This window comes from Halorubrum sp. SP9 (assembly GCF_005435015.1).
GTDB lineage: Archaea > Halobacteriota > Halobacteria > Halobacteriales > Haloferacaceae > Halorubrum > Halorubrum sodomense.
This window is the reverse complement of record NZ_SGXU01000006.1, coordinates 1-21,908: the sequence shown is the minus strand read 5'-3', so window position 1 is coordinate 21,908 and position 21,908 is coordinate 1. Positions and strand designations below refer to the sequence as shown.

The following is a 21,908-nucleotide window of genomic DNA, read 5'->3' as shown; positions in this document are numbered from 1 at the left end:
GCCTCGGTCGGCTCGTCGCCTTAGACGCACCACTCCTCCTCGGTGTAACACATCTCCCAGAACGCGTGTTCGAGGCGGGCGCTCCGGAGGAACGCCGCCCGCATCGCGTCGCGCTCGCCCGGGTACGCCTCGCCGTAGCGGTCGACGAGCTCGCGCATCCATCCGACCGTCTCGCGGAACTCGTCGCTCGTGTACTTCTCGATGAACGGGGTGTACCGGTGCTCCTCGGCCGCGAGCGACGCCATGTGGTCGGCGACGTCGAGGTACCCCTGTCCGCACGGGTAGACCGCGGCCGCGATCTCCGCGATCGACCCCTCGTGGGCCGTTCGCACGAGGAAGTCGGTGTAGGCGGCGCAGGTCGGCGCCTTCTCGACGGACTCCAGGTCCGCCGGCGAAAGCCCGTAGTCGGCGGCGAACGAGCGGTGAAGGTCCATCTCGTCGGCGAGCGTGGCGTGCGCCGTGCCGATGAGCCGCCGTGCCGTCTCCTCGTCGTCCGCCTTCGTCCCGGCGAGCGCGAAGACGCGCGCGTAGTCGAGCAGGTATCGGTAGTCCTGTTTCACCCAGTGACGGAACGCCGCCTCGTCGAGGCTGCCCTCGGCGAGCTCGACGACGAAGGGATGCTCCTTCTGTGCGTCCCAGATGGCCGATCCGGCATCGAGGAGTCGGTCGCTGAAGTCCATCTCGTCGGGGCCTCGTTCCGCGGCGTGTTATAACTAACTAATATCACTAAGTAATAAGCTGGCGGGAGATCGATGTCGATAGCGGGTCGGGCGAACGGGAGGAGACGCGGTCGCTCGGGACGCGGAAAACGAGGCGCTTGGACGAAGGGGGGTCGGCAGCGGGAATCGACCGCCGCGGGCGGCGTTACGAGATCGAGTACGTCGCGGCCGCCATCAGCAGCATGGTGAGGGCGAGCGCGAGGCCCATCAGGTAGGTCAGCGAGCGGTTCTCCCACCGGAGGTGCTGGAAGTACGCGACGATGAGCAGCGTCTTGACCGTCGCGATCGCCAGCGTGCCGCCGACCGCTTGGGCGTACGTGAACTCGACGAAGGTCGACTCGAAGAGGAGGAAGTTCAGCGTCGCCGCCACCAAGAGGGCGACGTATATCGCCGTATACATTTTCACGGAGTCGTGCGCCATCGTACCTCCACGTTCGTCCCTGCGCTTAAAGAATTAACCATCCGGGGTCTCGGGCGTCGCCGCCGAGCGGGGCCGGTCCGCCGCCGAGCGAGGCCGGCCGGGGTTTCGATCCCGAAACGACTATGAGCGCGACGACCGGAGCGACGCTCGGTCGCAGTACACGACCGGTATCCGCCGTGACTCCGCTCGAACCGACCGACGACCTGCTCGAATCGCTGTACGTCGTCAACAAGGTCGCCAAGCAGTTCGCCGACGAGGCCACCGCGGCCTACGAGCGCGGCGACGTCACCGAGAGCAACGTCCGCTCGGCGCGGAAGGACGCGCTCTATCGCCTCAAGACCGCCGTCCTCTCGCGGGTCGTCTCCTACGACGCCGACCGAGTCACCGGCGAGTACCACGCCATCAACGGCGACGTGTGGCTGTTCCTCACGATCGACGACTGGCACTTCCACCAGCCGCCGCACGCGATCGGCGGCGACCTCACCGACGCGATCGCGATCTCGAACTCCCGGGCGAACCCGATCGACGCCCCGTACGAACGGGATTCCGCCGTGGCGCGCTCGGACCGCACGCTCGAAGAGGCCCTGTCGCGGCTCGCCGAGGTCGGCGCCAACGCCAACGACCACCTCGCGCGGCCGACGGTCACCAGCGAACGCGACCGGATCGTCGACGTTCGCTGGCCGTTCCTCTCCTGAGAGCGGTTCACTGGAAAAATCCCCGTTCGCCTCCGAACCGTCCGACGCGAGCCGTTCAGGCCTCGACGACTTCGATCGCGCCGAGCATCCCGTTCGCCTGATGGGGCGTACACTGGTACAGTTGGATCCCGGTGTTGTCGAACGACTGCTCGAAGGTGTGCCCCTCCTCGGAGACGGCGCTGCCGCTGTTGAAGTCGGACTCGGACGCCTCGACCGAGGCCACGTTGTGCGCGCCGCCCTGTCCGGTCCACTCCCAGACGACGGTCGTGCTGGAGGTGATGCGGATCGCCGGCGGCGAGAAGGCGAACCCGACGTCCCCGGCGCCGACCTGAACGGTCACCTCGTCCTCCCCGGTGAAGTCGGTGATGGTGCCCTCGTACAGGCGGGCGTCGGCGAGGTACTCGTCGATCTCGGCCGGCACGTCGTCGACGGCGGTGCCGCCTCCGCCGTCTCCCCCGCTTCCGCCGCCGGAACCGTCACCGCCGCCGCCGCTCGACCCGTCGCCGCCGCCCGAACAGCCGGCGAGCGTTCCGATGGTCAGCGCGGCGCCGGTGCCGGCGAGATACCGCCGTCTGGACAGTTTATCAGACATCACCGATCGTAGGGGTTGGAGCCTTACAAACCCCGTGATGGCTCTCGGTTCGCGGGAACGCGACGGGGGAAATCGGTCCGCTCGACGAGCCGCCGGACCGGTCGGGAGGGGCGGGTTTATCGCGCTCCGGACCCTCCCGGCGACCAATGCGCGAAGACGCGCTGGCGACCCGGCTCGTCGAGCACTACGAGACGACGGCCGACGACCCGGCGATCCGGCTCGAGGAGCCGTACGACGCCGACGGGCGGGAGGGCGTCGTCGACCTGTTCGTCCGGACGCGGACGCCGGAGCCGGTCGACCGCGTGATCGAACTCAAGGCCGACGCCGCCGTCCGGCGCGCCACCGGTGCGAACGAGGTCCTCCGACAGTACCGACGGATGGAGCGGTACTTCCACGCCGACGAGCGCCACGCGCTCCGCCCCAAGCTCGGCCGGGTCGAACCGGGCGCGCGCTACCTGCTCTGCTTCGCGCCGACGCCCACCTGCGTCCACCACGTCGCGACGAACCGCACGCTGTACGGCTCGGTCGACTCGGACTCGCGGGCCGGCGACGTGCCCGCGGTCAGCACCGTCGCGTTCCTGACGGGGCTGGACGGCGGTCCGGCCGCCCTCGGCCTCGTCTCCGTCAACGGCGACGCGGAGTTCGGCTCGGCGCCGTTCAAGCGTGCGGTGCCGGACGGCTCGGGGCTCGCCGAGAGCCTGCGCGCCGTCGACGACGACCTCGTCGAGTTCCCCTGAGACGGTCGATCAAGCCGTCTCGAATCCGTTTACAGCCCCAGTTCGCGGCCGATGACGACGTGTTGGATCTCGCTCGTCCCCTCGCCGATCTCCATCAGCTTCGCGTCGCGGTAGAACCGCTGCGGGGCGAAGTCGGTCGTGTAGCCGTAGCCGCCGAGCGTCTGGACCGCCTCCTCGGCGACCTCGCGGGCCGCCTCGCTGGCGTCGAGCTTCGCCAGCGCCGACTCCCGGGTGACCGACTCGCCCGCGTCGTACCTCGCGGCCGCCCGATGGGTCAGCAGTCGGGCACGCTCGGTCTGGCGGTGCATGTGGACGATCTTGTCGCGGACCGCGTCGAACTTCGCGATCGGCTTCCCGAACTGCTCGCGCTCGCCCGCGTACTCCTTCGCGGCCTCGTAGGCGCCCTGCGCGAGGCCCACCGAGAGCGCGGCGATGGAGATCCGCCCGCCGTCGAGCGTCTTCATCGTCTGTGCCCACCCCTCGCCCGCCTCGCCGAGCAGCCGGTCGTCCGGGATCCGGACGCCGTCCAACTGGATCTCACAGGTCGGCGAGGAGTTGAGTCCCATCTTGTCCCAGACGGTCGTCACCTCGAAGCCGTCGTCGTTCTCCGGGTCGACGATGAACGTCGAGATGCCGTCGTAGCCGGCCTCGGAGTCCGTGACGGCCTTCACGAGGATCGAGTTCGCGACGTTCGCGTTCGTGATGAACTGCTTGGTGCCGTTGAGCACGTACTCGCCCGCGTCGGCGTCGTACTCGGCCGTCGTGTCCATGTCGGAGGCGTCGGAGCCGCTGCCCGGCTCCGTGAGCGCCCACGCGCCGATCCCCTCGCCCTCCGCGAGCGGCCGGAGCCACCGCTCCTTCTGTGCGTCGGTGCCGAACAGGTCGATCGGCTTCGCGCCCAGCGAGGTGTGGGCGGCGTACGAGAGGCCGATCCCGCCGGAGACGCGGCCGATCTCTTCCGTGACGAGCGAGTACATGAGCTGGTCGCCGCCGAGGCCGCCGTACTCCTCCGAGACCGGGACGCCCATCATGTCGAGCTCCGCGAGCGACTCGAACACCTCCTCGGGGAACCGGTGTTCGTCCTCGATCTCCTGCGCGATGGGGGCGATCTCCTTCTCGCAGAACTCCCGGACGGTGTCGCGTATCATCCGGTGTTCGGCGGGTACCTCGAAGTCCATGGGCAAGAATTGCGACCCGCGGGCATAAACGATGCGAACGTCCGTGACAGTCCGTGTTGTCGGGGTCGACCGCGAGCCGACGACTTATGAGGCGTCGCCGCGTTCCGCCGGTATGGAGTTCCGGCAGCTCGTCCGCGGTCGCGTCGACTGGCCCGACATCGAGCGGGTCGCGCGCGAGCTGGCGGACCGATACGATCGCGACGAGACCCGCGTGCGGTTCCTCGACGCCGACAACTGGCTGTCGACACCGATGGTCGTCGACGACGACCTCTTCGTGAAGGTGATCACGCGACAGAACACGCTCGTCCACGCGCTGTTCACGACGGGGCGGAATCTCGGGGCGTTCTCGTCCGGCACGGAGGGGTTCTTCGAGCGCCACGAGACCCCGTACGAGATGGCGCGCCACGAGCTGGAGGCGACGCGGCGAGTCCGCGAGCTCGGAGTCAACGCGCCCGAGCCGATCGAGGCGTTCGAGGTCGACGGCCTCGGCGTGCTCGTTTTAGAGTACCTCCCCGAGTTCCGCACCCTCGGCGAGCTCGACGCGGAGACCGTCGCCGGGCTGGCGCCCGATCTCTTCGCCACGCTCCGGACGGTCCACGACGCCGGGCTCACCCACGGCGACCTCCGGGCCGAGAACGTCCTCGTTGCGGACGGCGAGCTCTACGTCATCGACGCGACCCGCGTGAGCGAGGACGGGCGCGAGGCGGCCCGCGCCTACGACCTCGCGAGCGCGCTCGCGGCGCTGGAGCCGCTGATCGGCGCGGCCGACGCGATCGAGGCCGCGCTGACGAGCTACTCACCCGACGAACTCCTCGCGGCGCGCCGGTTCCTCGACTTCGTCGCGATCCGCCCGGACCACGACTTCGACGCTGCGACGCTGACGGGCGAACTCGAGAAGCGCACGGCGTAGGGGTTCCTCGCCGCCGATACCCGTCTCAGTCCCCGGTCGAGTCCGCCGGTCCGTCGACGGGACCCGCGCGCTCGCGGCTGACGATCCAGATGCCGACGGCCATCAGCGCGCCGCCGGCGAGGAAGCCCGGGCCGAGCGACTCCCCGAGCAGCGCGGCCCCGAGCGCCGCGCCGACGACGGGCTGTGCGAAGAAGAACGCGGCGACCGTCCCGGCGGAGACGTACTCCAGTCCCTTGTACCAGAGGAACCACGCCGCCGCCGTCGACGCGAGTCCGAGGTACGACACGGCGGCCGCCGACTCGACGGTGAGCGGGAGTTCGGTCGGCGATCGGCCGGGATACCACAGCTCGCCGGCCGCGAGGGCTCCGAGCATCGGGACGCTCGCAAGCGAGGAGTACGTCGCCGCGCGGAGCGCCCCGTGTCGCCTGACCGCGCGGAGCCCCCAGACCGTGTACCCGGCCCACGCCGCGCTCGCGATGAGCAGCAGCGCCACGCCGAGGAGGTTGCCGGCGGCGACCGACGCGAGCTCGTACCGCCCGGCGAGGACGACCGCCGTGCCGACGCCCGCGAGCGTCATCCCTCCCGCCTTCGCCGGCGTGACGCGCTCTCCGAGCGCGAGCGCCCCCAGCGCGACGGTGAACACCGGGGTGAGGACGGTCAAAAGCGAGCCCTGGCTGGCGTTCGTCAGCTCCGTGCCGACGAACTGCGTGGCGACCGTCAGGGTCACCCAGCCGCCGAGCGCCGCGAACGTCGGCCACTCCTCGCGCGACGGCGCGGCGTCGCCGCGGCCGGCGACGACGAGCCAGAGCGCCCCGGCGCCCAGCGTGACCCGGAGGAACCCGAGCGTCACCGGCGGGATCAGCGCGAACCCCCACTTGCTGACGACGTACATCCCGCCCCACAGCGCCGCGGCTGCGAGGGGCGCGAGGGCGAACGCGTACCGTCCGAACGTGGGCATTGAGTGGAATCGGGAGGCGAGCCGGGAGAGGACTCAGCCGCCCAGGTACAGCTGGGAGACCTCCTCGTCGTTCAGCAGCTCCTCCGGCGTCCCCTCGAACCGGACGGTCCCCTGATCGAGGACGTAGCCGCGGTCGGAGATGCCGAGCCCCTTCGTCACGTTCTGCTCGACCATGAGGATCGCCGTGTCCATGTCGTTGACCTCCCGGACGTCCTCGAACACGTCGTCGGCCGTGTTGGGGGCGAGCCCCGCGGAGGGCTCGTCGATGAGCAGCACGTCGGGCTCCATCACCAGGGCGCGGGCGAACGCGAGCACCTGGCGCTGGCCGCCGGAGAGCGTCTTCGCCTTCGAGCCGCGCTTCTCGTCGATGATCGGGAACCGGTCGTACAGCGTCTCGATCACCTCTTCGAGCCCCCCGTCGCGGGCGACGCCGCCCATCCGGAGGTTCTCGTCGATCGTCAGCGAGCCGAACACGTTGTCGGTCTGGGGGACGTAGCCGATCCCCTCGCGGACGATCTCCTCGGGCGCCATCCCGCCGATGTCGCGGCCGTGGTACTCCACGGTCCCCGTCCACGGGGTCAACATCCCGAACGCGGTCTTGAGGACCGTCGACTTGCCGGCGCCGTTCGGGCCGACCAGACAGACGATCTCGCCCGGATCGAGCCGGACCGAGCAGTCGTCGAGCACCTGTACCTCGCCGTACCCGCTGTCGACGCCCGACAGCGAGAGCACGGGATCGGTTCCGCCGTGAGGCCCGTCCGCGGCCCCGGTCGTGTCGTCCGTCATTCCGTCGCTCATGCGCCGCCTCCGAGGTACGCGTCGATGACGCGCTGGTCGTTGCGGACCGAGTGCGGCGGCCCCTCGGTGAGGACGTGTCCCTGATCTAAGACGACGATCGGGTCCGCCAAGTCCATCACGAACTCCATGTCGTGTTCGATGAGCAGGAACGTCGTCCCCTGCTCGTTGAGCCGCCGGATCTGTTCTTTGAGCTTCTTCGCCAGCGTCGGGTTCACCCCCGCCACGGGCTCGTCGAGCAGCAGCACCTCCGGCTCGGCGAGCATCGCCCGCGCGAGCTCGACGAGCTTCATCTGCCCGCCGGAGATGTCGGTGGCGGGCTGGGTCGCGAGGTGGTCGATCTCGAACTCCGCCAAGATCCGCTCCGCCTCGGCGAGGTTGGCCGACTCGCTCTCGGCGACCGTGCCGGGCGAGGTGAACAGCGTGAGGAACGACTCGCCGGGCTGCTTCCGCGGCCCGACCAGCATCGCCTCGCGCACCGTCATCCCCTCCAGCTTCCGGGGCGTCTGGAACGTCCTGACGAGGCCGCGCTCGGCGACCTCGTACGGCTCCATGCCGGTCACGTCCGTCCCGTTCACCTCGACCGTCCCCCCGTCCGGCTCGTAGAACCCGGAGATGAGGTTGAAGATGGTCGACTTGCCGGCCCCGTTCGGACCGATGAGGCCAGTGATCGTCCCGCGCTCGACGTCGAAGGTGGCGTGGTCGGTCGCCGCGAGCCCGCCGAACGACTTCTGGAGGTCGTCGACGCGGAGGACGACGTTCTCGGTGTCGGCGTCACTCATCGCCGCCACCTCCCTTGCGCTCGCGGACGCCGCTGTCCGGCGTCTCGGGCGTTCCGCCCCCGTCGACGGCGCTCGGCCAGATCAGCTCCCGCTGCGGCGGAAGGACCCCCTGAGGCCGGTAGCGCATGACGGCGACGATGACGACGCCGATCAACAGCAGCCGTAGCGGCGCGGGGTCTATCGGGAGCGCCACGTCGTTCAGGAAGCGCGTCCCCTCGCGGATCGTGACGATGACGACACCGCCGAACAGCGCCCCGCGGTTGGAGCCGCTGCCGCCGAGGATTACCGCGACCCACGCGTAGAACGTCGTGATCGGGTCCAGGTCGCCCGGCCCGACGTAGAGATTCAGATGCGCGTAGAACACGCCGGCCAGCGCCATGATCAGGCTGCCGAGGACGAACGACTGCATCTTGAACGAGTAGGTGTTCTTGCCCAGCGCCCGCGCGAGGTCCTCGTCGGAGCGGATCGTGCGCAACACGCGCCCCCACGGCGACCGGTGCGCACGCCTGAGTACGAGGTACGCGCCCCCCGCGAACGCCACCACCAACAGGCCGTTCAGCGACGCCTGCCAGAACGGCGTTTCGAGGAACACCGGCGACCCGGGTACTACCTCCAACCGGAGTCCCGGCATCGCTTCGGGGAACGTCGAGAGCACCGGCCACCCGACGAAGAATCCGGGGATACCGCGAAGCCCCGCGCTGCCGTTCGTCAGCCACCGCTCGTTGAGTACGATCAGCCGCACGACCTCCGCGAGTCCGAGCGACGCGATGGCGAGGTAGTCGGCCCGGAGCCGGAGCGTCGGGATACCGATCAGCAGCGCCAGCACGAACGCGACGACGAGCGCGACGGCGAGCCCGACGAGGGGGTTGAACCCCCCCGCTATCGGCGAGCCGCTCGCGGTCATCAGCGCAGTGCCGTACGCGCCGATGCCGAAGAACGCGGCGACGCTGAAGTTGATCAGGCCCGTGAACCCCCACTGGGCGTTCAGGCCGAAGGACAACAGCGCGTACATCCCCGCCAGTCCGACGAGGAACAGGAAGTACGTCGGGCTGAGCCCGCCGGTGAGCATCGCGACGAAGAGGAACAGCAGGAACGCGACGCTGACGCCGAGCACCCACCACTCCGGGCGGGTCAGGTCGGCGAACGCCGCTTTCGGGTCGTCGAGGAGACTCATGTCGCACCCTCCCCGGCGATCCCGTTGGGGCGGACCAACAGCACGACGACCATGATCACGAACGCGATCGCGTTCGCGTACTCGATGGTGACCAGGTTCTCGATCAGTGTCGCGAGCCAGTTCGGACGGATCGGTAGCGCCTCGACCACGTTGGAGAAGAACGGCGTTAGCTGATTTATCATGCCGATGAGGAACCCGCCCGCCATCGCGCCGTAGACGGAGCCTATCCCGCCGAGGATCACCGCCGCGAATATCACCAGCAGCAGGTTAAAGCCCATCCGGGGCGCGAGCTGGTTGAAGAGCCCGAGGAACACGCCGCCCGCGCCGGCGAGCCCGGCGCCGATGACCCACGTCCAGAGCTTGACCCGCTTCGTCCGGATACCGCTGACCCGCGCGAGGTCGGGGTTGTCCGCCATCGCGCGCATCTTCCGACCGAGGTCGGTGTACTGGAGCAGGACGTGGAGCCCGACGACGAGCGCCACCGCCGATCCGAATATCGCGACGTCGTGGAGCGTTATCCGGACGCCGTACGGTACCAGGGCCTCGATCGGCCGCAGCGGCCGGACGTCGAACCGAGTGAAGTCGGAGCCGAACCGGATCTGGATCACCGCGCGGTAGATGAACGCGATCCCGATCGACGTGATCAGCAGGCCGATCGAGTCGACGTCGAGCGGCTCGTAGATGAGCTTCTCGGTGGCGACCGCCACGACCGCGGCCACGGCGATCCCGACGATCAGGGCCAAGAAGAAGCCGTACGGGAGCCCCAACACCGCGCCGCCGAGCCCGCCGACGGCGCCGAAGGTCACGAGCGCCGAGTACGCGCCGATCGTCATCGTGTCGCCGTGCGCGAAGTTCGCGAAGTCCGCGATGCTGTACACCAGCGACAGCCCGATGCTGCCGAGGACGATGATGCTGCTGAACACCAACCCGTTGGCCAGGTATCCGAGGACGGTCATCGGTCGGAATTAGCCTTCGATGAAGTCGATGCCTTCGTACGCGTGGTCCTGGACCTCCAGGACCTGAAGGAAGCCGACCGGGTCCCCGTTCTCGTCGAAGTTGATGGGGCCGCTGACCCCCTGGTAGTCGACATCGTCCGGGCCGCCGCCGTCCGCGAGGATCTGGCTGGCGGCCTCGAACGAGGTCACTTCCTCGCCCTCCGGACCGGAGACGCGCCGGACGGTGTCCTGAAGCGCCGCGCCGGAGAACTCGTCGGCGGCCTGAATCGCGAGCGCGGCGTTTATCACGCAGTCGTACGCGTACGCCGCCCACGAGGTCGGCTGCCGGCCGTACTCGGACTCGAAGGCGTCCGCGAACGACTGGTAGTTCTCCTCCTCGACGGGCGCGGACGGAACGACGATCTTCATCCCCTCAATGCTCCCCTCGGGGGTGTTCTCCAAGACGTTGTCGCCGGAGACGGAGTCGGCGCCGTAGAACTGCGCCTCGTACCCCGAGGAGTACACCTCGTTGACCATCGTCGCGAATTCGGCCTGGTAGGTGATGAACAGCCACGCGTTGGCGCCGGAGCTGTTCATCTCCGAGATGACGCTGGAGTACGACTGCTGGTCCTGGTCGTGGGGCGTGTTGTAGACGACCTCGCCGTTGTACGCGTCGACGAACGCGTCCGTGAGGCTCTGGCCGTAGTCGTTGTTGACGTAGGTGATCGCCACCTCGTCGTAGCCGTCGTCGGTGATGAGGTTCGAGAGCGCGAGCGACTGGCTCCGTCCCGACGGCGACATCCGGAGCAGTCCCGGGAATTCTGTGAGGTTGAGTCCGGTGGAGTTCTGACTCAGCTGAACGACGTCGGTCCCCTCGATGACGCTCTCGTAGATGGCCAGCGAGACGCCGGAGCCGACCGCGCCGATCAGGAACGGCACGCCGTCCTGATTGACGAGCTTCTGGGCGGCCGCGATCCCGCCCTGGTTCTCGCTCTCGGAGTCCTCGACGACGATGTCGAGGTCTCGCCCGTTGATGCCGATCTCGTTGACGCGCGAGAGGGCGAGGTTGACGCCGCGCTGGTTCCGCTCGCCGAACGCCGACAGCGACCCGGTCTGGGAGTCGACCATCCCGATCTCGTAGGCCTCGGTCGAGTCTCCCCCGTCGTCGCCCTCGCCGCCCTCGCCGCCCTCGCCGCCCTCGCCGCCCTCGCCCCCGTCGTCGGTCGTACTGAGACAGCCCGACAGTCCGACGAGCCCCGCACCGCCGGTCAGCTTCAGCAGCGTTCGCCGGTCCGTCGTGTCCGTGGTATCTCGTGACATATGTTTCCGATAGTCCCGAGCACATTCGGCTACCTCAACCCCGGCCCGTCCATGGTCGGGACGAGCGGGACAGATCGGTGAATCAGCAGGTAGTGGCAGTGAATGTATTTTATACAGAAATGTATTTTCGGAAGAATTGGTCGGGTACCAATATATACCGCTTCGGATCCGCGGTGATCGTATGATACCGCCCATCGCGAGCAACTTTGTCGCCGGCGAGACGCCGGAGGCGGCGCTCGCTCACGTCGAGGGGCTTAACGACCGCGGCGTGGCCGGCATCCTGAACCTGCTCGGCGAACACTACGAGGAACGGCCCCCCGCCGACGCCGACGCCGACGCGTACGTCGACCTCGTCGAGGCGATCGCGGAGCGCGGCGTCGACGCCTGCGTCTCCGTCAAATCGAGCCAGATCGGCCTCGACGTCGGCGACGACGTCTTCGAAGAGAACCTCGCGCGCATCGTCGAGGCGGCCAACGCCCCGGCGGCGACCGGGTCCGACGGGACGGGCACGTTCGTCTGGATCGACATGGAGGACCACGAGACCACCGACGTGACGCTCGACGCGTTCGAACGGCACGCGGTCGAGACGGACGGCAACGTCGGCGTCTGCGTGCAGGCGAACCTGAAGCGGACCCGCGAGGACCTCGAACGGCTCGCCGACCTCCCGGGGAAGGTCCGACTCGTCAAGGGCGCGTACGACGAGCCGGCCGAGATCTCTTATAAAAAGAAGGCGCGAGTCGACGAGTCGTACCGCAACTGCCTCGCCTACATGTTCGAGGCGTTCGACGACGGCGTCGCCGTCGGGAGCCACGACCCCGCGATGATAGAGTACGCGACGGAGCTGTACGCCGAACACGGGACCCCCTACGAAGTACAGATGCTGACCGGCGTCCGGGAGTCGGCGCAGTTCGAACTCGCCGCCGAAGACGACGTGACGGTCTACCAGTACATCCCGTACGGCTCCAAGTGGTTCTCCTACTTCTACCGGCGGATCCGGGAGCGCAAGTCGAACGCGCTGTTCGCGCTGCGCGCGGTCGTCGGGAGCTGAACGAACTGGGTCAGAGACCGGCGATCGGGCGTTACGATTTATCAATCAGAGCGTGGTGTTGCGGTCAACTGTTTATAAGTGATTGATGGATCGACAACGGACACCGCCAAAGCCCCAGCCGCTCGCCTATAAATAACTGACAGTAGATCGGCGGAGAGTACCTCCAAAGCCTCAACGGCTTATTTATAAATAGCTACCAGCAGATCGGTGGCGAGTACCTCCAAAGCCCCAGCCGCGAGGCGGGCGCAGGCGACGCAAGCACCGCAGGGAGGGAGCGGTAGCGACCGAATGAGGAGCGTGGTTCGAGAGAGCAAAGCTCTCTCGTCACGAGACGCCCTCGGCGTCTCGAACGACAGCGAGCGTGCGCCCGCCTCGCGGCTGCCCCTTTGAGTCCCACCCGACCGCACAGCACCGCAGCCTCATCCCTCCCCAACCTCGTCGGGCGCGTCCTTCGGGCTCCCTTCGGTCGCCCTCGTCGCGCCCGACTCCCTCGCGCGTGCGGTTCGCGCCGCGGTGCGGCGCTCACCGGCACGCGCCACCGCCTTCATTTATAAGCACTCGTCGCCGCCACTTGCGGGTATTTAAATATCGTATCGCAACTGACGCTCCGTAACACTCGCTCCGCTGTCGACACCGCGGATTAGGGGTCCAGCAGCTTCGACTCCGCCTTCCGAAGGTGTTCGAGCAGCGTCGTCTTCGAGACGTTCAGGTCGTCGGCGAGCTCGCGCGTCGACGCCTCTCGGGGCCACTCGTAGTAGCCCGCATCGCGGGCGTGTTCGTACACCTTCCGCTGGGTCGTGGTCAGCGTGTCGAGCCGCTGCTCGCGGGGGGTCCGCCCCGCGTGCCCCGACGACGACATCGACTCCACCGTCACCTCCGCGCCGGCCGCCTCCTGAACCGCGTCGAGGGACTCCCGGATCTCCGTGCGCTCCCCGACGAAACACACCTGCCACTCCTCTCGTCCCTCTTCGATCCGGACCGGCGCGCTGTGGACGAAGCCGTACTCCAGCAGCGTCGGGCACACCATGTCCGCCGGGTCGTACTCCAAGAAGAACTCGCGAACGACGTTTCCCGGGGCGTCCCGAGCGCGCCCGAACCGCTCCTGTAGTTCGAGCAGGTTCCCCGCGCGGTCGGACTCGCGGATCGCGTCGAGCAGCGCTTCGACCTCCTCGTTCGTGTCTCCGAACGCCGTGAACAGGCCGTTCACCGTGTTCGGCGCGTCGCTCTCGGCCCTCGGTGAGTTGTATATCGCGTGTGCGAGGACGCCACCGCCGGTCTTTTTCGTCGCCTCGATCGCCCAGCAGTTCGGATGCCACAGGTCCAGCGTGAGCCTGGTTCCGGCCCACTCTCCCGCCCCGTCCGCGTCGGTTGTCGCCATTGTTCACCTTTCCTTGGCACCACATGACAAAGACCCTGCCGACCATGGTAGGGTGGGTTATTTGGACGTGCCGACGGGATGTGCCGAACATGGCGCAGCCGTACCAACACTACATCGACGGCGAGTGGGTCGACGGCGACGGGTCCGAGACCTTCGAGAGCGAGAACCCCGCGACCGGAGAGACGCTCGGGGAGTTTCGTCAGGGAACCCCCGAAGACGTCGACCGCGCGGTCGACGCCGCGGACGCGGCGTTCGAGGAGTGGCGCGAGCTCTCGCGGATCCAGCGCGCGGAGTACCTCTGGGACGTGTACCACGAGCTCCGCGACCGCACGGACGAGCTCGGAGAGATCGTCACCAAGGAGTGCGGCAAGGAGATCAGCGAGGGGAGAGCGGACGTGGTCGAGGCCGCGCACATGGTCGAGTGGGCCGCGGGCGACGCCCGCCACCCGAAGGGCGACATCGTCCCCTCGGAGATCCCGTCGAAGGACGCGTACATGCGACGGAAGCCGCGCGGCGTCACCGGCTGTATCACGCCGTGGAACTTCCCCGTCGCGATACCGTACTGGCACATGGCCATCGCGCTGGTCGAAGGGAACACCGTCGTCTTCAAGCCGGCCGAGCAGACGCCGTGGTGCGCGCAGATCATCGCGGAGATGTTCGACGACGCCGGCATCCCCGACGGCGTGTTCAACATGGTCCAGGGGTTCGGCGACGCCGGCAACGCGATCGTCGAGCACGACGATGTCTCGACGGTGCTGTTCACCGGCTCCGCGGAGGTCGGCCACCACATCCAAGACAAGCTCGGCGGCGTCGCCGGCAAGCGCGCCGCCTGCGAGATGGGCGGGAAGAACGCCATCGTGGTCACCGAGGCGGCGGACCTCGACGTCGCGGTCCACTCGGCGCTGATGTCCTCCTTCAAGACGACCGGTCAGCGCTGCGTCTCCTCCGAGCGACTGATCGTCCACACGGACGTCTACGACGAGTTCAAGGAGCGGTTCGTCGAGGTCGCGGAGTCGGTCGCGGTCGGCGACCCCCTCGACGAGGACACCTTCATGGGGCCGCTCATCGAGGCGGAACACCGCGAGAAGGTCACCCGGAACAACGAGGCGGCCCGCGAGGAGGGTGTGAACGTACTCGTCGACCGGACCGATCTCGACGACGAGGAGATCCCGGACGGCCACGAGGACGGCTACTGGGTCGGGCCGTTCGTCTACGAGGCGGACCCCGACGCGGACCTGCGGTGTACCCGCGAGGAGGTGTTCGGGCCGCACGTCGCGCTCATGGAGTACGACGGCGACATCGAGCGCGCGGTCGAGATACAGAACGACACCGAGTACGGCCTCGCCGGCGCGATCATCTCCGAGGACTACCGGCAGATCAACTACTACCGCGACCGCGCCGAGCTGGGGCTGGCGTACGGGAACCTCCCGTGTATCGGCGCCGAAGTCCAGCTCCCCTTCGGCGGCGTGAAGAAGTCCGGCAACGGCTACCCCTCCGCCCGCGAGGCGATCGAGGCCGTCACCGACCGCACCGCGTGGACCCTGAACAACTCGAAGGAGATCGAGATGGCGCAGGGACTCTCCGCGGACATCAAGACGAAGGACGACTGACCGGTCCGGACTGAGGACCGACGTGCCTTATTCCGTCACGCCCCGCACCGCCGCGACCGTCTCCGCGGGCGTCTCGGCGGCTTCGAGCGCGCCGCGCGCCGCGAGCCGTTCCCGGGGGCGTCCGACCGGCTGCGGCTCGGAAACGGTCTCGATCAGGTCGGCCTCGCGGAGCAGCCGCTTCACCCGCGTGAACGTCGACGGGCTCCCGAGTCCGGCGTCCTCGCAGGCCCGGCGCAGGGTGCGGTCGAGGACCTTCTCGCGGGCGCCAACCGCGTAGGCCCGGACGCGCGTCTCCTCCGGATCGGGGCCGTCGGTCGGTAGCTCCGAATCCACCGCGCGGTCCGCCTCCTCCGATTCCTCCGTCACGTCGAGCGCCCGGAGCACCGCCGCCGCGACGGACTCGTCGCACCGGTCCGCGAACCCCTCGTGGACTCGCCGCCGGGTCGGCGTCCGGAGCCGGTACGGTTCGGCGTCCGCGAACCCCGACGCGTACCGCTCGCGGAGCGAGGCGTCGCCGCCGACCCGGTGCCACCGACTCGGCGCTCCGACCGCTTCACAGTCTTCCGATTCCACCAGTGCGAACCCCGTCTCCTCGCCAGCGAGCACCGGGTTCGGCTGCGGCGCGTCGAGGACGCGGAGGTCGACCACGCCGGCGTCGACGAGCGCCGCGAGCCGGCTCGCCGGTCCGAACCCCGCGGTCGCTGCGTCGACCGCTCTCTCGCCCGCGAAGGCCTTCAGCGTCGGGAGGTTCGACGGGTCGGAGCTGTCCCCGCCGTCCTCGTTCGCCCCGCTCGCTAGATCCGCGACGCTCGGGTCGGCGAGCGCCGGGGCGGCCTCGCGGTACGCCTCGACGACCGCGCGGAGCAGTCGCGGTCCGGGGTCGACGAGGATCGGGTCCGAGAGCGCGCCCAGCGGGAGCGGCTCCGGGGTCGAGGGCAGCGCGGGGCCGGTCGCCATCGACCCGTCCTACGGGCGCGACGGATTAAGAGTGCGGGTCGCCGGGAGACACCGGCCCTCGGATCCCGTCGTGCCGGCTCGCGCGCCTTTTTCACTCCGCGGGCGGAACGGGATCGCGTGCCACCGCTGGACCTGTCGATCGGGCTCGGAACGTCCGGGCTCGACGACCCCGAGACCTGTACCGACACCGTCGCCGCGGCGCTCGACGCCGGCTACCGCCACGTCGACACCGCGCAGATGTACGACAACGAGGCCGCCGTCGGCGAGGGGATCGCCGAGAGCGACGTCGACCGCGACGACGTGGTCGTCGCCACGAAGGTCCATCCGGAGAACCTCGCGCCCGACGACGTGCGGGAGACCGCGCGGGCGAGCCTCGACCGGCTCGGCCTCGACCGCGTCGACCTCCTGTACGTCCACTGGCCGATCCGTGCGTACGACGCGGCGGCGACGCTGCCGGCGTTCGACGACCTCCGCGACGCGGGGGTAACCGACCACGTCGGCGTCTCGAACTTCACCCCCGACCTGCTGCGCGAGGCCGCCGATATCCTCGACGCGCCGATCGCGGCCCACCAGGTCGAGTGTCACCCGCGGTTCCGCCAGCCGGAACTGCGAGCCCTCGCCGACGAGCTCGACCATCGCCTCGTCGGCTACTCCCCGCTCGGCCGCGGCGAGATCCTCGACGACCCGGCGGTGGTCGAGATCGCGGAGCGGAACGGCCTCTCGTCGGCGGTCGCCGCGCTCGCGTGGGCGCTCGACCGCGGCGTCGCGCCGATCCCGAAGGCGCGCGGCGACCACGTGCGCGAGAACCTGCGCGCGCTCGACGTCGACCTCCCCGACGCCGACCTCGACGCGATCGACGCGCTCGACCCCGGAGAGCGGCAGATCGACCCGGACGACGCGGCGTGGAACCGGTGAGGGGGCCGCCGTTCGGGAGGAGCGACCGGTCACACCGCGTCGAGCCGCGCCCGCAGCTCCGCGTCCGCGCGTTCGACGAGGAAGTCGAGCGGCTCGTCGAGGTACGTCGCCCACTGGTCGATAAAGCCCGAGCGCCCCAGCATCCGAACCACCTCGTAGACGGGGCGACGGCGCTCGAAACCCTCCGGGAGTCCGCCGGCTCGGTCGCGGTAGCCCGCGCGGAGCGCCGCGGCGAACCGCTCCGGACCGGTCGAGTCGAAGCCGTTGAGCAGCTGGTCCTCCGCGCGGACGAGGTCCCGGGCGGGGTCGCCGACGTGAGACAGCTCCCAGTCGATCATCGCGACGCCCGGGGCGTTCCCGTTCGACGCGCCTCGCGCGTCCGCTCCGTCTCCTTCGGCCGCGACGAATAGGTTCGGCTTCGTCACGTCGCCGTGGAGCAGCGCCGCGGGCGCGCCGTCGAGCAGGTCCCGGTTCGCGTGGACGCAGTCGATCACCGCGTCGTAGTGCTCGGCGAGTCGCTCGGACGTGCCGATCTCGCGAGTCCGGTCGATCGTCGCGAGCAGCACGTCCGTCCACGGTGCGGTCTCGATAGCGAGTCCGCTCGGGGGGTCGCTCCCCTCGATCGGATCCGCGTCCGCCCCGCCTTCCGTCCCCGATCCGCTCCCCGCGCCGACGATCTCGCCGTGACTCGCGAACCGGTCGGCGTGGAGCGCGGCGATCGCGGCGCCGACGCGCCGGAGCAACCGCTCGCGCTCCCGGTCGCTCGCGGCCTCGTACACCTCTAGCAGCCCCTCGCCCGGCGCCGGCGCCGTCGCGAGGTACGCCGGGTCGCCGTCCGGATCGGCCGCGAGCACCTCGGGCACCGGAACCGGACCGTGCGCTCGGAGGTACCGGAGCACGGCGCGCTCGCGGGCGAGCCGACGGCTCTCGTCGGCGAGCGCGACCTTGAGGAACGCCCGCGAACCGTCCGTGAAGACGACGCCGACCGTCTCGTTGGCGCCGTTCCAGGAGGGGCCGACGCCGGTCAGCCGGTCGACCGCCCGGTCCGGAAACGCCTCCGTGAGGGCCCGCGGGATCGCCGTCGATTCGCCGCCGTCCATGGGTTTTCTCTCCCCCGACCGGTGTTAAAGTTGTTGTCAGAGATATCACACCGTGTCACGTGAAATCGAGGTACACGCATCAGAATCCCGGATCGCGGCGATCAACGACACCCTCATACGTGTTGGCGAACCAAAACGACATAGTGGAAGACGGGTCGCCGGACGGACGGATCGGGTTCGAAGTCGACGGGACGACGCTCACCGTCCGGGACGTGATCGAGGGCGAGCGGATGGAGTTTCGCGTCGACCGCGAGCCGGAGCTCTCACCGGCGCTCCCCGAACTATTCCCGCTCCCGGTCGACGGGGCGGTCAGCTTCGAGGCGGAATCGCTCACGGTTGCGGAGTACACGTCGATCGCCGTCCGAGACGCCGAGGGCGAGTTCATCGAGTGGCCCAACGAGCCGACGGAGTTTCCGCGGGGAACGTACTGTATCGACATAACCGGTGTGACGAAGGCGTCCCTCAGGCTCGAAGACGCGGAACTCTCTGTCAGCGGGATCGAGGGACCCGATCCGATCGAGATCGCGCTCGCTCGTCCGGCGACCGTCAGCCTCGGCGCCCGGTCGCTTCACAGCCGTCCGGAGGCGACGATCACCGTCCCGGACGACCCGGAGGCGCTCGCGGAGGCGGTGTCGGCCATGGGCTCGTCGATCAGAGAGTTCTCGGCGGAACGGTCTTGGCCGACCCTGCGGGGATACCCGCCCCGGATCCGGCGAGGCGAATCGCTCGATATTCCGAGCCCGTTGACCGCCCCCGACACGGGCGTCGAGGTCGTCGTCCGACCGACGTACGCCGACGTGTACCGTCTCTCGACGCTCGCGTACTACCTCGGCGCGAGGATGGCGATCGGTGAGGAACCGGCTATCCGGCTCGACACCGGATACACGGAGCGGCTTCCTACCGACGGTCGCGGGCTCGAAGAGCGAGCCGAAGAACTGCTACGCACGTGGTTCTTTCTCGACACCCTCGTGCGGACCGACGGCTACACGCTCTCCGACAGGGATGAGTACGATCAGGTCGGAGCGCAGCTTCCGTTTTATCCCCCGAATCTAGACGGGCTCTCACCCAGCGAGCGGCTGATGGAGTACTTGGAAGTCAGCCCTAAGACGGTCGCGCCGTATACCCCCGAGTGGTCGACTGAGGCGGTACTTCGTCCCGGTCCCGCGAGCGCCGAACTCCTACCCCACCTCGCGCACGTCCTCGCACCGGTCCGAGTCCGCGGTTCGGTCGAGCAGACACGCGCGGGAGACTCGGTGGGTCTCACGACGGCGGATCGGCCGACTAACGGTCCAGAGTCTTCCCCACGCGACGACGACCCGGTACCGGACCCGGACGCGGACTCGATCCCAGCCTGGACTGCCGCCACGTTCCCGTCGGCGTACGAACACGCGCTTCGGCGGACCTCTCCGAGCGCCGGGGGAGCGAACGTCGCGCTCCTCGTCCGGTCCGCAGACCGAGCGCGGCACCTTCGCGAGGCACTCACGACTCCGTCGCTCGCAGCCGGGGTCGGGTCGCTTTCCGTTTTCGAAACGCCGACCGCGGATGTCGTCGCGGACGTGCTCTCGGACTCGTCGATCGACCTGTTGTACTGTGACCTTCCCCTCGACGGGGATGTCTCGGTCGTCGACTCCGATCCGGTCGAGTCCCCTCATCGCGTGGGGACGGATGGTCGATCGGCTCCGGCCGTCACCGTCTTTGAGGGCGGTCGACGCGTCGCAGTCGGGATTGATACAGTCCGGCGCGGCGGCACGGGGTCCGCGGTGATCGACGGTCGGGTTCCGGACGACCAGCTACGAACGCTGGTCGAACTGCTGTCCTCGGTCGGTCTCCCGCTCGACACGACCCTCGCTACGCTACGACTACCCGGTCATCCCTCCGTTCAGTTCGCGGGCGACGCCTCCACGAACGTGGTGCCTCCGAACCCCCCCACACCCAGACTCGTCTTCGTCGAGTCCGAAACGGAGTCGAAACACCGACTCACTTGGCGAACGGTGCTTTCTCCGGCCTCGTGGCTCGGGGCGGAGCATCAGATCTTGTACGACTGCTTCGACGAGAAGACCCGACTCGTCGGACGCGACCTGGCGGAGCGGCCGATGGTCTCCTCCGAGGTGGTGGCCGACTGCTCGACCGAACCAGACACCACGCTGTTCCTCAACGGGAAGTTCATGTCCCCGACGGTCGATCTCACGGTCGAAGACGTCGAGGAGTCGGCTCGGGGAGCTCTCGCGGCCGAAGACTCGGACGGGGGCGACTCGGCGGAACTCCGCCGCGAGTCGGAGTAGTAAGACTGATTTGGCGCGATCCAAGAAACGCTCCGTGCCAGCGTCGTCGGTCACGCTCCGCCGATATCTTTTATTCCCCCGACGACGAACCGCCACGCATGCCCCAGATCCACCTCGACGAGGAGACGGTCGAGCGGCTGGACGCGATCCGGGTCGACGACGAGGAGTACGACGAGATCGTCAGCGAGCTCATCAGCATCTACGAGGCCGAGGAGCTCACGCTGTTCCGCGGTAGCGACGTGGAGTGACTGCGGTCGGCGGACCGGCCGCGGCCGCCGCGAGCCGGCCCTACTCCTGGTAGGCGACGCGGACCTGTTCCCACTTGCCGACCTCTTCGAGGTGCGCCTGTAGCTCGTCGGCGTACTCCTGGACGAGGCGCTCGGCGGCCTCCAGTTCCTCGTCCGAGGGACCGCCGGACCCGTCACCGAGCCCGAGCGCACCTTTGATCGAGTCGACGACGCCGCCGCCCGACCCGCCGGAATCGCCGGCGCCGCCGCCGCCGGGCGCGCCGCCCATCCCGGACATCTGCGACCGGAGGTTCTCGAGTTCGGGCATGATCGCCGGGAGGCTCGACGTGTCCGCGACGACCCGAGCGGCCTCGGGGTCGTCGGCGTCCTCTATCTCCAGCTCCGTGGCCGTCATGATCAGTCCCCACTCCTGGCTGGAGAAGCGCGACGCCGCGACGCGCTCGTTGAACTGGTTGTCGACGGTCATCCGCTCGCCGACGATGGCGTCGGTCCACTCGCTCATGCGCCTCCGTTCGGCGGTCGCGGTGAAAAGTCCGTTCCCCGACGACGAGCCACGGAACGGAGGCGGTCCCGCCCGCTACCACCGCCGGAGGTCGTCGAACGCGCCGCCCGCGAGGCCCGGGCCGGCCGGGACCGCGATCCGCCCGTCCGCGATCGGACAGGGATCGGGCGCCAGGTCCTCGTCGAGCAGCGCTCCGGTCGCGAGCCCGCACGGGGAGACGTCGGGGATCGCGGCCGCGACGTGGACGGCGGCCGTCCGCGCGACGACCGCGTCGATCGTGGTGGTGACGACCGGGTCGACGCCGGCCGACCGCGCCCGCAGCCCGGCCGCCAGCGCGCGGTCCGGCCCGCCGAGCGCCATCGGCTTGAGGACGACCGCGTCGGCGGCGCCCGCGTCCAGCACCGCGTCGATCCCCCGGTCGACGACCGACTCGTCGGCCGCGATCGGGACGCCGCCGCCACCGTCGCCCCCGCCGGTCCCGCCCCCGCTGCCGTCCGCCGGGTCGCGCTCACGGAGCGCCGCCAGTCCGTCGAGGTCGTCCGCGGGGAGCGGCTGCTCGACGTACGCGAGGTCGAAGGCGGCCAGCGCGTCGAGCGCGCGGCGCGCCGTCCCGCGGTCCCACGCGCCGTTCGCGTCGGCGCGGAGCGCGACC

At 69.2% G+C, this 21,908-nt stretch carries 23 protein-coding genes; 8 read left to right on the top strand and 15 right to left on the bottom strand.

Annotation, left to right across the window (positions count from 1 at the left end):
- Positions 1 to 20 precede the first annotated feature (20 nt).
- Positions 21 to 680, bottom strand: coding sequence for a thiaminase II (gene tenA / locus EXE45_RS05145; RefSeq protein ID WP_137693716.1), 660 nt, complete (start codon positions 678 to 680; stop codon positions 21 to 23).
- Between the two features lie 184 nt (positions 681 to 864).
- Positions 865 to 1,140 carry a cytochrome C oxidase subunit IV family protein gene (locus tag EXE45_RS05140; protein ID WP_092921604.1) on the bottom strand — a complete coding sequence of 92 codons (276 nt, stop codon included), beginning with the start codon at positions 1,138 to 1,140 and terminating at the stop codon, positions 865 to 867.
- Positions 1,141 to 1,316: 176 nt separating this feature from the next.
- Here EXE45_RS05140 and EXE45_RS05135 point away from each other — a divergent pair, with 176 nt between their 5' ends.
- Positions 1,317 to 1,835: a hypothetical protein gene (locus EXE45_RS05135; RefSeq protein WP_092923203.1), complete on the top strand. Its 519-nt coding sequence runs from the start codon at positions 1,317 to 1,319 to the stop codon at positions 1,833 to 1,835.
- Positions 1,836 to 1,890: 55 nt separating this feature from the next.
- On the opposite strand, the gene EXE45_RS05130 is transcribed toward EXE45_RS05135, so the two are convergent.
- Positions 1,891 to 2,427, bottom strand: a complete 537-nt coding sequence (locus EXE45_RS05130) for a halocyanin domain-containing protein (RefSeq protein ID WP_092921606.1) — start codon at positions 2,425 to 2,427, stop codon at positions 1,891 to 1,893.
- Between the two features lie 146 nt (positions 2,428 to 2,573).
- Between EXE45_RS05130 and EXE45_RS05125 the strand changes: the two genes are divergently transcribed.
- Entirely contained in the window at positions 2,574 to 3,164 is a 591-nt protein-coding gene (locus EXE45_RS05125) for a hypothetical protein (protein ID WP_137693715.1), read from the top strand.
- Between the two features lie 29 nt (positions 3,165 to 3,193).
- Here the strand turns inward: EXE45_RS05125 and EXE45_RS05120 are convergent, their stop codons facing one another.
- Positions 3,194 to 4,342: an acyl-CoA dehydrogenase family protein gene (locus tag EXE45_RS05120; protein WP_137693714.1), complete on the bottom strand. Its 1,149-nt coding sequence runs from the start codon at positions 4,340 to 4,342 to the stop codon at positions 3,194 to 3,196.
- A gap of 112 nt (positions 4,343 to 4,454) precedes the next feature.
- Between EXE45_RS05120 and EXE45_RS05115 the strand changes: the two genes are divergently transcribed.
- Positions 4,455 to 5,252, top strand: a complete 798-nt coding sequence (locus tag EXE45_RS05115; protein WP_137693713.1) for an RIO1 family regulatory kinase/ATPase — start codon at positions 4,455 to 4,457, stop codon at positions 5,250 to 5,252.
- Positions 5,253 to 5,277: 25 nt separating this feature from the next.
- On the opposite strand, the gene EXE45_RS05110 is transcribed toward EXE45_RS05115, so the two are convergent.
- From EXE45_RS05110 to EXE45_RS05085, 6 genes are read right to left on the bottom strand one after another with little or no spacing between them, the layout of a single operon-like run.
- On the bottom strand, positions 5,278 to 6,210 hold the full coding sequence (locus EXE45_RS05110; protein ID WP_137693712.1) for a DMT family transporter: 933 nt from the start codon (positions 6,208 to 6,210) through the stop codon (positions 5,278 to 5,280).
- A 33-nt stretch (positions 6,211 to 6,243) separates the two neighbouring features.
- Positions 6,244 to 7,008 carry an ABC transporter ATP-binding protein gene (locus tag EXE45_RS05105; protein WP_174549001.1) on the bottom strand — a complete coding sequence of 255 codons (765 nt, stop codon included), beginning with the start codon at positions 7,006 to 7,008 and terminating at the stop codon, positions 6,244 to 6,246.
- Positions 7,005 to 7,787 carry an ABC transporter ATP-binding protein gene (locus EXE45_RS05100; protein WP_137693711.1) on the bottom strand — a complete coding sequence of 261 codons (783 nt, stop codon included), beginning with the start codon at positions 7,785 to 7,787 and terminating at the stop codon, positions 7,005 to 7,007. The genes EXE45_RS05105 and EXE45_RS05100 overlap by 4 nt, the downstream gene beginning before the upstream one ends.
- Positions 7,780 to 8,961: a branched-chain amino acid ABC transporter permease gene (locus EXE45_RS05095; protein WP_092921616.1), complete on the bottom strand. Its 1,182-nt coding sequence runs from the start codon at positions 8,959 to 8,961 to the stop codon at positions 7,780 to 7,782. The genes EXE45_RS05100 and EXE45_RS05095 overlap by 8 nt, the downstream gene beginning before the upstream one ends.
- A complete protein-coding gene (locus tag EXE45_RS05090; protein ID WP_092921618.1) occupies positions 8,958 to 9,917 on the bottom strand; it encodes a branched-chain amino acid ABC transporter permease in 960 nt (319 codons plus the stop codon). The genes EXE45_RS05095 and EXE45_RS05090 overlap by 4 nt, the downstream gene beginning before the upstream one ends.
- A gap of 9 nt (positions 9,918 to 9,926) precedes the next feature.
- Positions 9,927 to 11,216, bottom strand: a complete 1,290-nt coding sequence (locus EXE45_RS05085) for an ABC transporter substrate-binding protein (RefSeq protein WP_137693710.1) — start codon at positions 11,214 to 11,216, stop codon at positions 9,927 to 9,929.
- Positions 11,217 to 11,397: 181 nt separating this feature from the next.
- Here EXE45_RS05085 and EXE45_RS05080 point away from each other — a divergent pair, with 181 nt between their 5' ends.
- Positions 11,398 to 12,264, top strand: coding sequence for a proline dehydrogenase family protein (locus EXE45_RS05080; RefSeq protein ID WP_092921622.1), 867 nt, complete (start codon positions 11,398 to 11,400; stop codon positions 12,262 to 12,264).
- A gap of 640 nt (positions 12,265 to 12,904) precedes the next feature.
- On the opposite strand, the gene EXE45_RS05075 is transcribed toward EXE45_RS05080, so the two are convergent.
- Positions 12,905 to 13,642 carry a helix-turn-helix domain-containing protein gene (locus EXE45_RS05075; RefSeq protein WP_092921624.1) on the bottom strand — a complete coding sequence of 246 codons (738 nt, stop codon included), beginning with the start codon at positions 13,640 to 13,642 and terminating at the stop codon, positions 12,905 to 12,907.
- An 89-nt stretch (positions 13,643 to 13,731) separates the two neighbouring features.
- Here EXE45_RS05075 and EXE45_RS05070 point away from each other — a divergent pair, with 89 nt between their 5' ends.
- Complete coding sequence (locus EXE45_RS05070; RefSeq protein ID WP_092921626.1) at positions 13,732 to 15,252, top strand: aldehyde dehydrogenase family protein; 1,521 nt, start codon at positions 13,732 to 13,734, stop codon at positions 15,250 to 15,252.
- 27 nt (positions 15,253 to 15,279) lie between these two features.
- On the opposite strand, the gene EXE45_RS05065 is transcribed toward EXE45_RS05070, so the two are convergent.
- Positions 15,280 to 16,209 (bottom strand): DUF5821 family protein, encoded by a 930-nt coding sequence (locus EXE45_RS05065; RefSeq protein WP_137693709.1) that lies wholly within the window; start codon positions 16,207 to 16,209, stop codon positions 15,280 to 15,282.
- A gap of 117 nt (positions 16,210 to 16,326) precedes the next feature.
- On the opposite strand from EXE45_RS05065, the gene EXE45_RS05060 reads away from it, so the two are divergent.
- Complete coding sequence (locus tag EXE45_RS05060) at positions 16,327 to 17,124, top strand: aldo/keto reductase (protein WP_137693708.1); 798 nt, start codon at positions 16,327 to 16,329, stop codon at positions 17,122 to 17,124.
- 29 nt (positions 17,125 to 17,153) lie between these two features.
- Here the strand turns inward: EXE45_RS05060 and EXE45_RS05055 are convergent, their stop codons facing one another.
- Positions 17,154 to 18,224 (bottom strand): phosphotransferase family protein, encoded by a 1,071-nt coding sequence (locus EXE45_RS05055; RefSeq protein WP_092921632.1) that lies wholly within the window; start codon positions 18,222 to 18,224, stop codon positions 17,154 to 17,156.
- Between the two features lie 143 nt (positions 18,225 to 18,367).
- Here EXE45_RS05055 and EXE45_RS05050 point away from each other — a divergent pair, with 143 nt between their 5' ends.
- Positions 18,368 to 20,506 (top strand): hypothetical protein, encoded by a 2,139-nt coding sequence (locus EXE45_RS05050; RefSeq protein WP_137693707.1) that lies wholly within the window; start codon positions 18,368 to 18,370, stop codon positions 20,504 to 20,506.
- A 98-nt stretch (positions 20,507 to 20,604) separates the two neighbouring features.
- Positions 20,605 to 20,754, top strand: a complete 150-nt coding sequence (locus EXE45_RS20335) for a hypothetical protein (protein ID WP_167603385.1) — start codon at positions 20,605 to 20,607, stop codon at positions 20,752 to 20,754.
- A gap of 40 nt (positions 20,755 to 20,794) precedes the next feature.
- Here the strand turns inward: EXE45_RS20335 and EXE45_RS05045 are convergent, their stop codons facing one another.
- Together EXE45_RS05045 and EXE45_RS05040 are read right to left on the bottom strand one after the other, a co-directional pair.
- The gene (locus EXE45_RS05045; RefSeq protein ID WP_092921636.1) at positions 20,795 to 21,256 is read right to left on the bottom strand and encodes a DUF5799 family protein; all 462 of its coding nucleotides are present in this window, start codon (positions 21,254 to 21,256) and stop codon (positions 20,795 to 20,797) included.
- A gap of 75 nt (positions 21,257 to 21,331) precedes the next feature.
- A partial coding sequence (locus EXE45_RS05040; RefSeq protein ID WP_274595467.1) for an enolase C-terminal domain-like protein occupies positions 21,332 to 21,908 on the bottom strand: 577 nt, incomplete at its 5' end.

What these genes read in the sequence shown, in the direction of transcription:
- tenA (WP_137693716.1), bottom strand. Translation starts at nt 680, where the DNA reads ATGGACTTCAGCGACCGACTCCTCGATGCCGGATCGGCCATCTGGGAC.
- EXE45_RS05140 (WP_092921604.1), bottom strand. Translation starts at nt 1,140, where the DNA reads ATGGCGCACGACTCCGTGAAAATGTATACGGCGATATACGTCGCCCTC.
- EXE45_RS05130 (WP_092921606.1), bottom strand. Translation starts at nt 2,427, where the DNA reads ATGTCTGATAAACTGTCCAGACGGCGGTATCTCGCCGGCACCGGCGCC.
- EXE45_RS05125 (WP_137693715.1), top strand. Translation starts at nt 2,574, where the DNA reads ATGCGCGAAGACGCGCTGGCGACCCGGCTCGTCGAGCACTACGAGACG.
- EXE45_RS05120 (WP_137693714.1), bottom strand. Translation starts at nt 4,342, where the DNA reads ATGGACTTCGAGGTACCCGCCGAACACCGGATGATACGCGACACCGTC.
- EXE45_RS05115 (WP_137693713.1), top strand. Translation starts at nt 4,455, where the DNA reads ATGGAGTTCCGGCAGCTCGTCCGCGGTCGCGTCGACTGGCCCGACATC.
- EXE45_RS05110 (WP_137693712.1), bottom strand. Translation starts at nt 6,210, where the DNA reads ATGCCCACGTTCGGACGGTACGCGTTCGCCCTCGCGCCCCTCGCAGCC.
- EXE45_RS05105 (WP_174549001.1), bottom strand. Translation starts at nt 7,008, where the DNA reads ATGAGCGACGGAATGACGGACGACACGACCGGGGCCGCGGACGGGCCT.
- EXE45_RS05100 (WP_137693711.1), bottom strand. Translation starts at nt 7,787, where the DNA reads ATGAGTGACGCCGACACCGAGAACGTCGTCCTCCGCGTCGACGACCTC.
- EXE45_RS05095 (WP_092921616.1), bottom strand. Translation starts at nt 8,961, where the DNA reads ATGAGTCTCCTCGACGACCCGAAAGCGGCGTTCGCCGACCTGACCCGC.
- EXE45_RS05090 (WP_092921618.1), bottom strand. Translation starts at nt 9,917, where the DNA reads ATGACCGTCCTCGGATACCTGGCCAACGGGTTGGTGTTCAGCAGCATC.
- EXE45_RS05085 (WP_137693710.1), bottom strand. Translation starts at nt 11,216, where the DNA reads ATGTCACGAGATACCACGGACACGACGGACCGGCGAACGCTGCTGAAG.
- EXE45_RS05080 (WP_092921622.1), top strand. Translation starts at nt 11,398, where the DNA reads ATGATACCGCCCATCGCGAGCAACTTTGTCGCCGGCGAGACGCCGGAG.
- EXE45_RS05075 (WP_092921624.1), bottom strand. Translation starts at nt 13,642, where the DNA reads ATGGCGACAACCGACGCGGACGGGGCGGGAGAGTGGGCCGGAACCAGG.
- EXE45_RS05070 (WP_092921626.1), top strand. Translation starts at nt 13,732, where the DNA reads ATGGCGCAGCCGTACCAACACTACATCGACGGCGAGTGGGTCGACGGC.
- EXE45_RS05065 (WP_137693709.1), bottom strand. Translation starts at nt 16,209, where the DNA reads ATGGCGACCGGCCCCGCGCTGCCCTCGACCCCGGAGCCGCTCCCGCTG.
- EXE45_RS05055 (WP_092921632.1), bottom strand. Translation starts at nt 18,224, where the DNA reads ATGGACGGCGGCGAATCGACGGCGATCCCGCGGGCCCTCACGGAGGCG.
- EXE45_RS20335 (WP_167603385.1), top strand. Translation starts at nt 20,605, where the DNA reads ATGCCCCAGATCCACCTCGACGAGGAGACGGTCGAGCGGCTGGACGCG.
- EXE45_RS05045 (WP_092921636.1), bottom strand. Translation starts at nt 21,256, where the DNA reads ATGAGCGAGTGGACCGACGCCATCGTCGGCGAGCGGATGACCGTCGAC.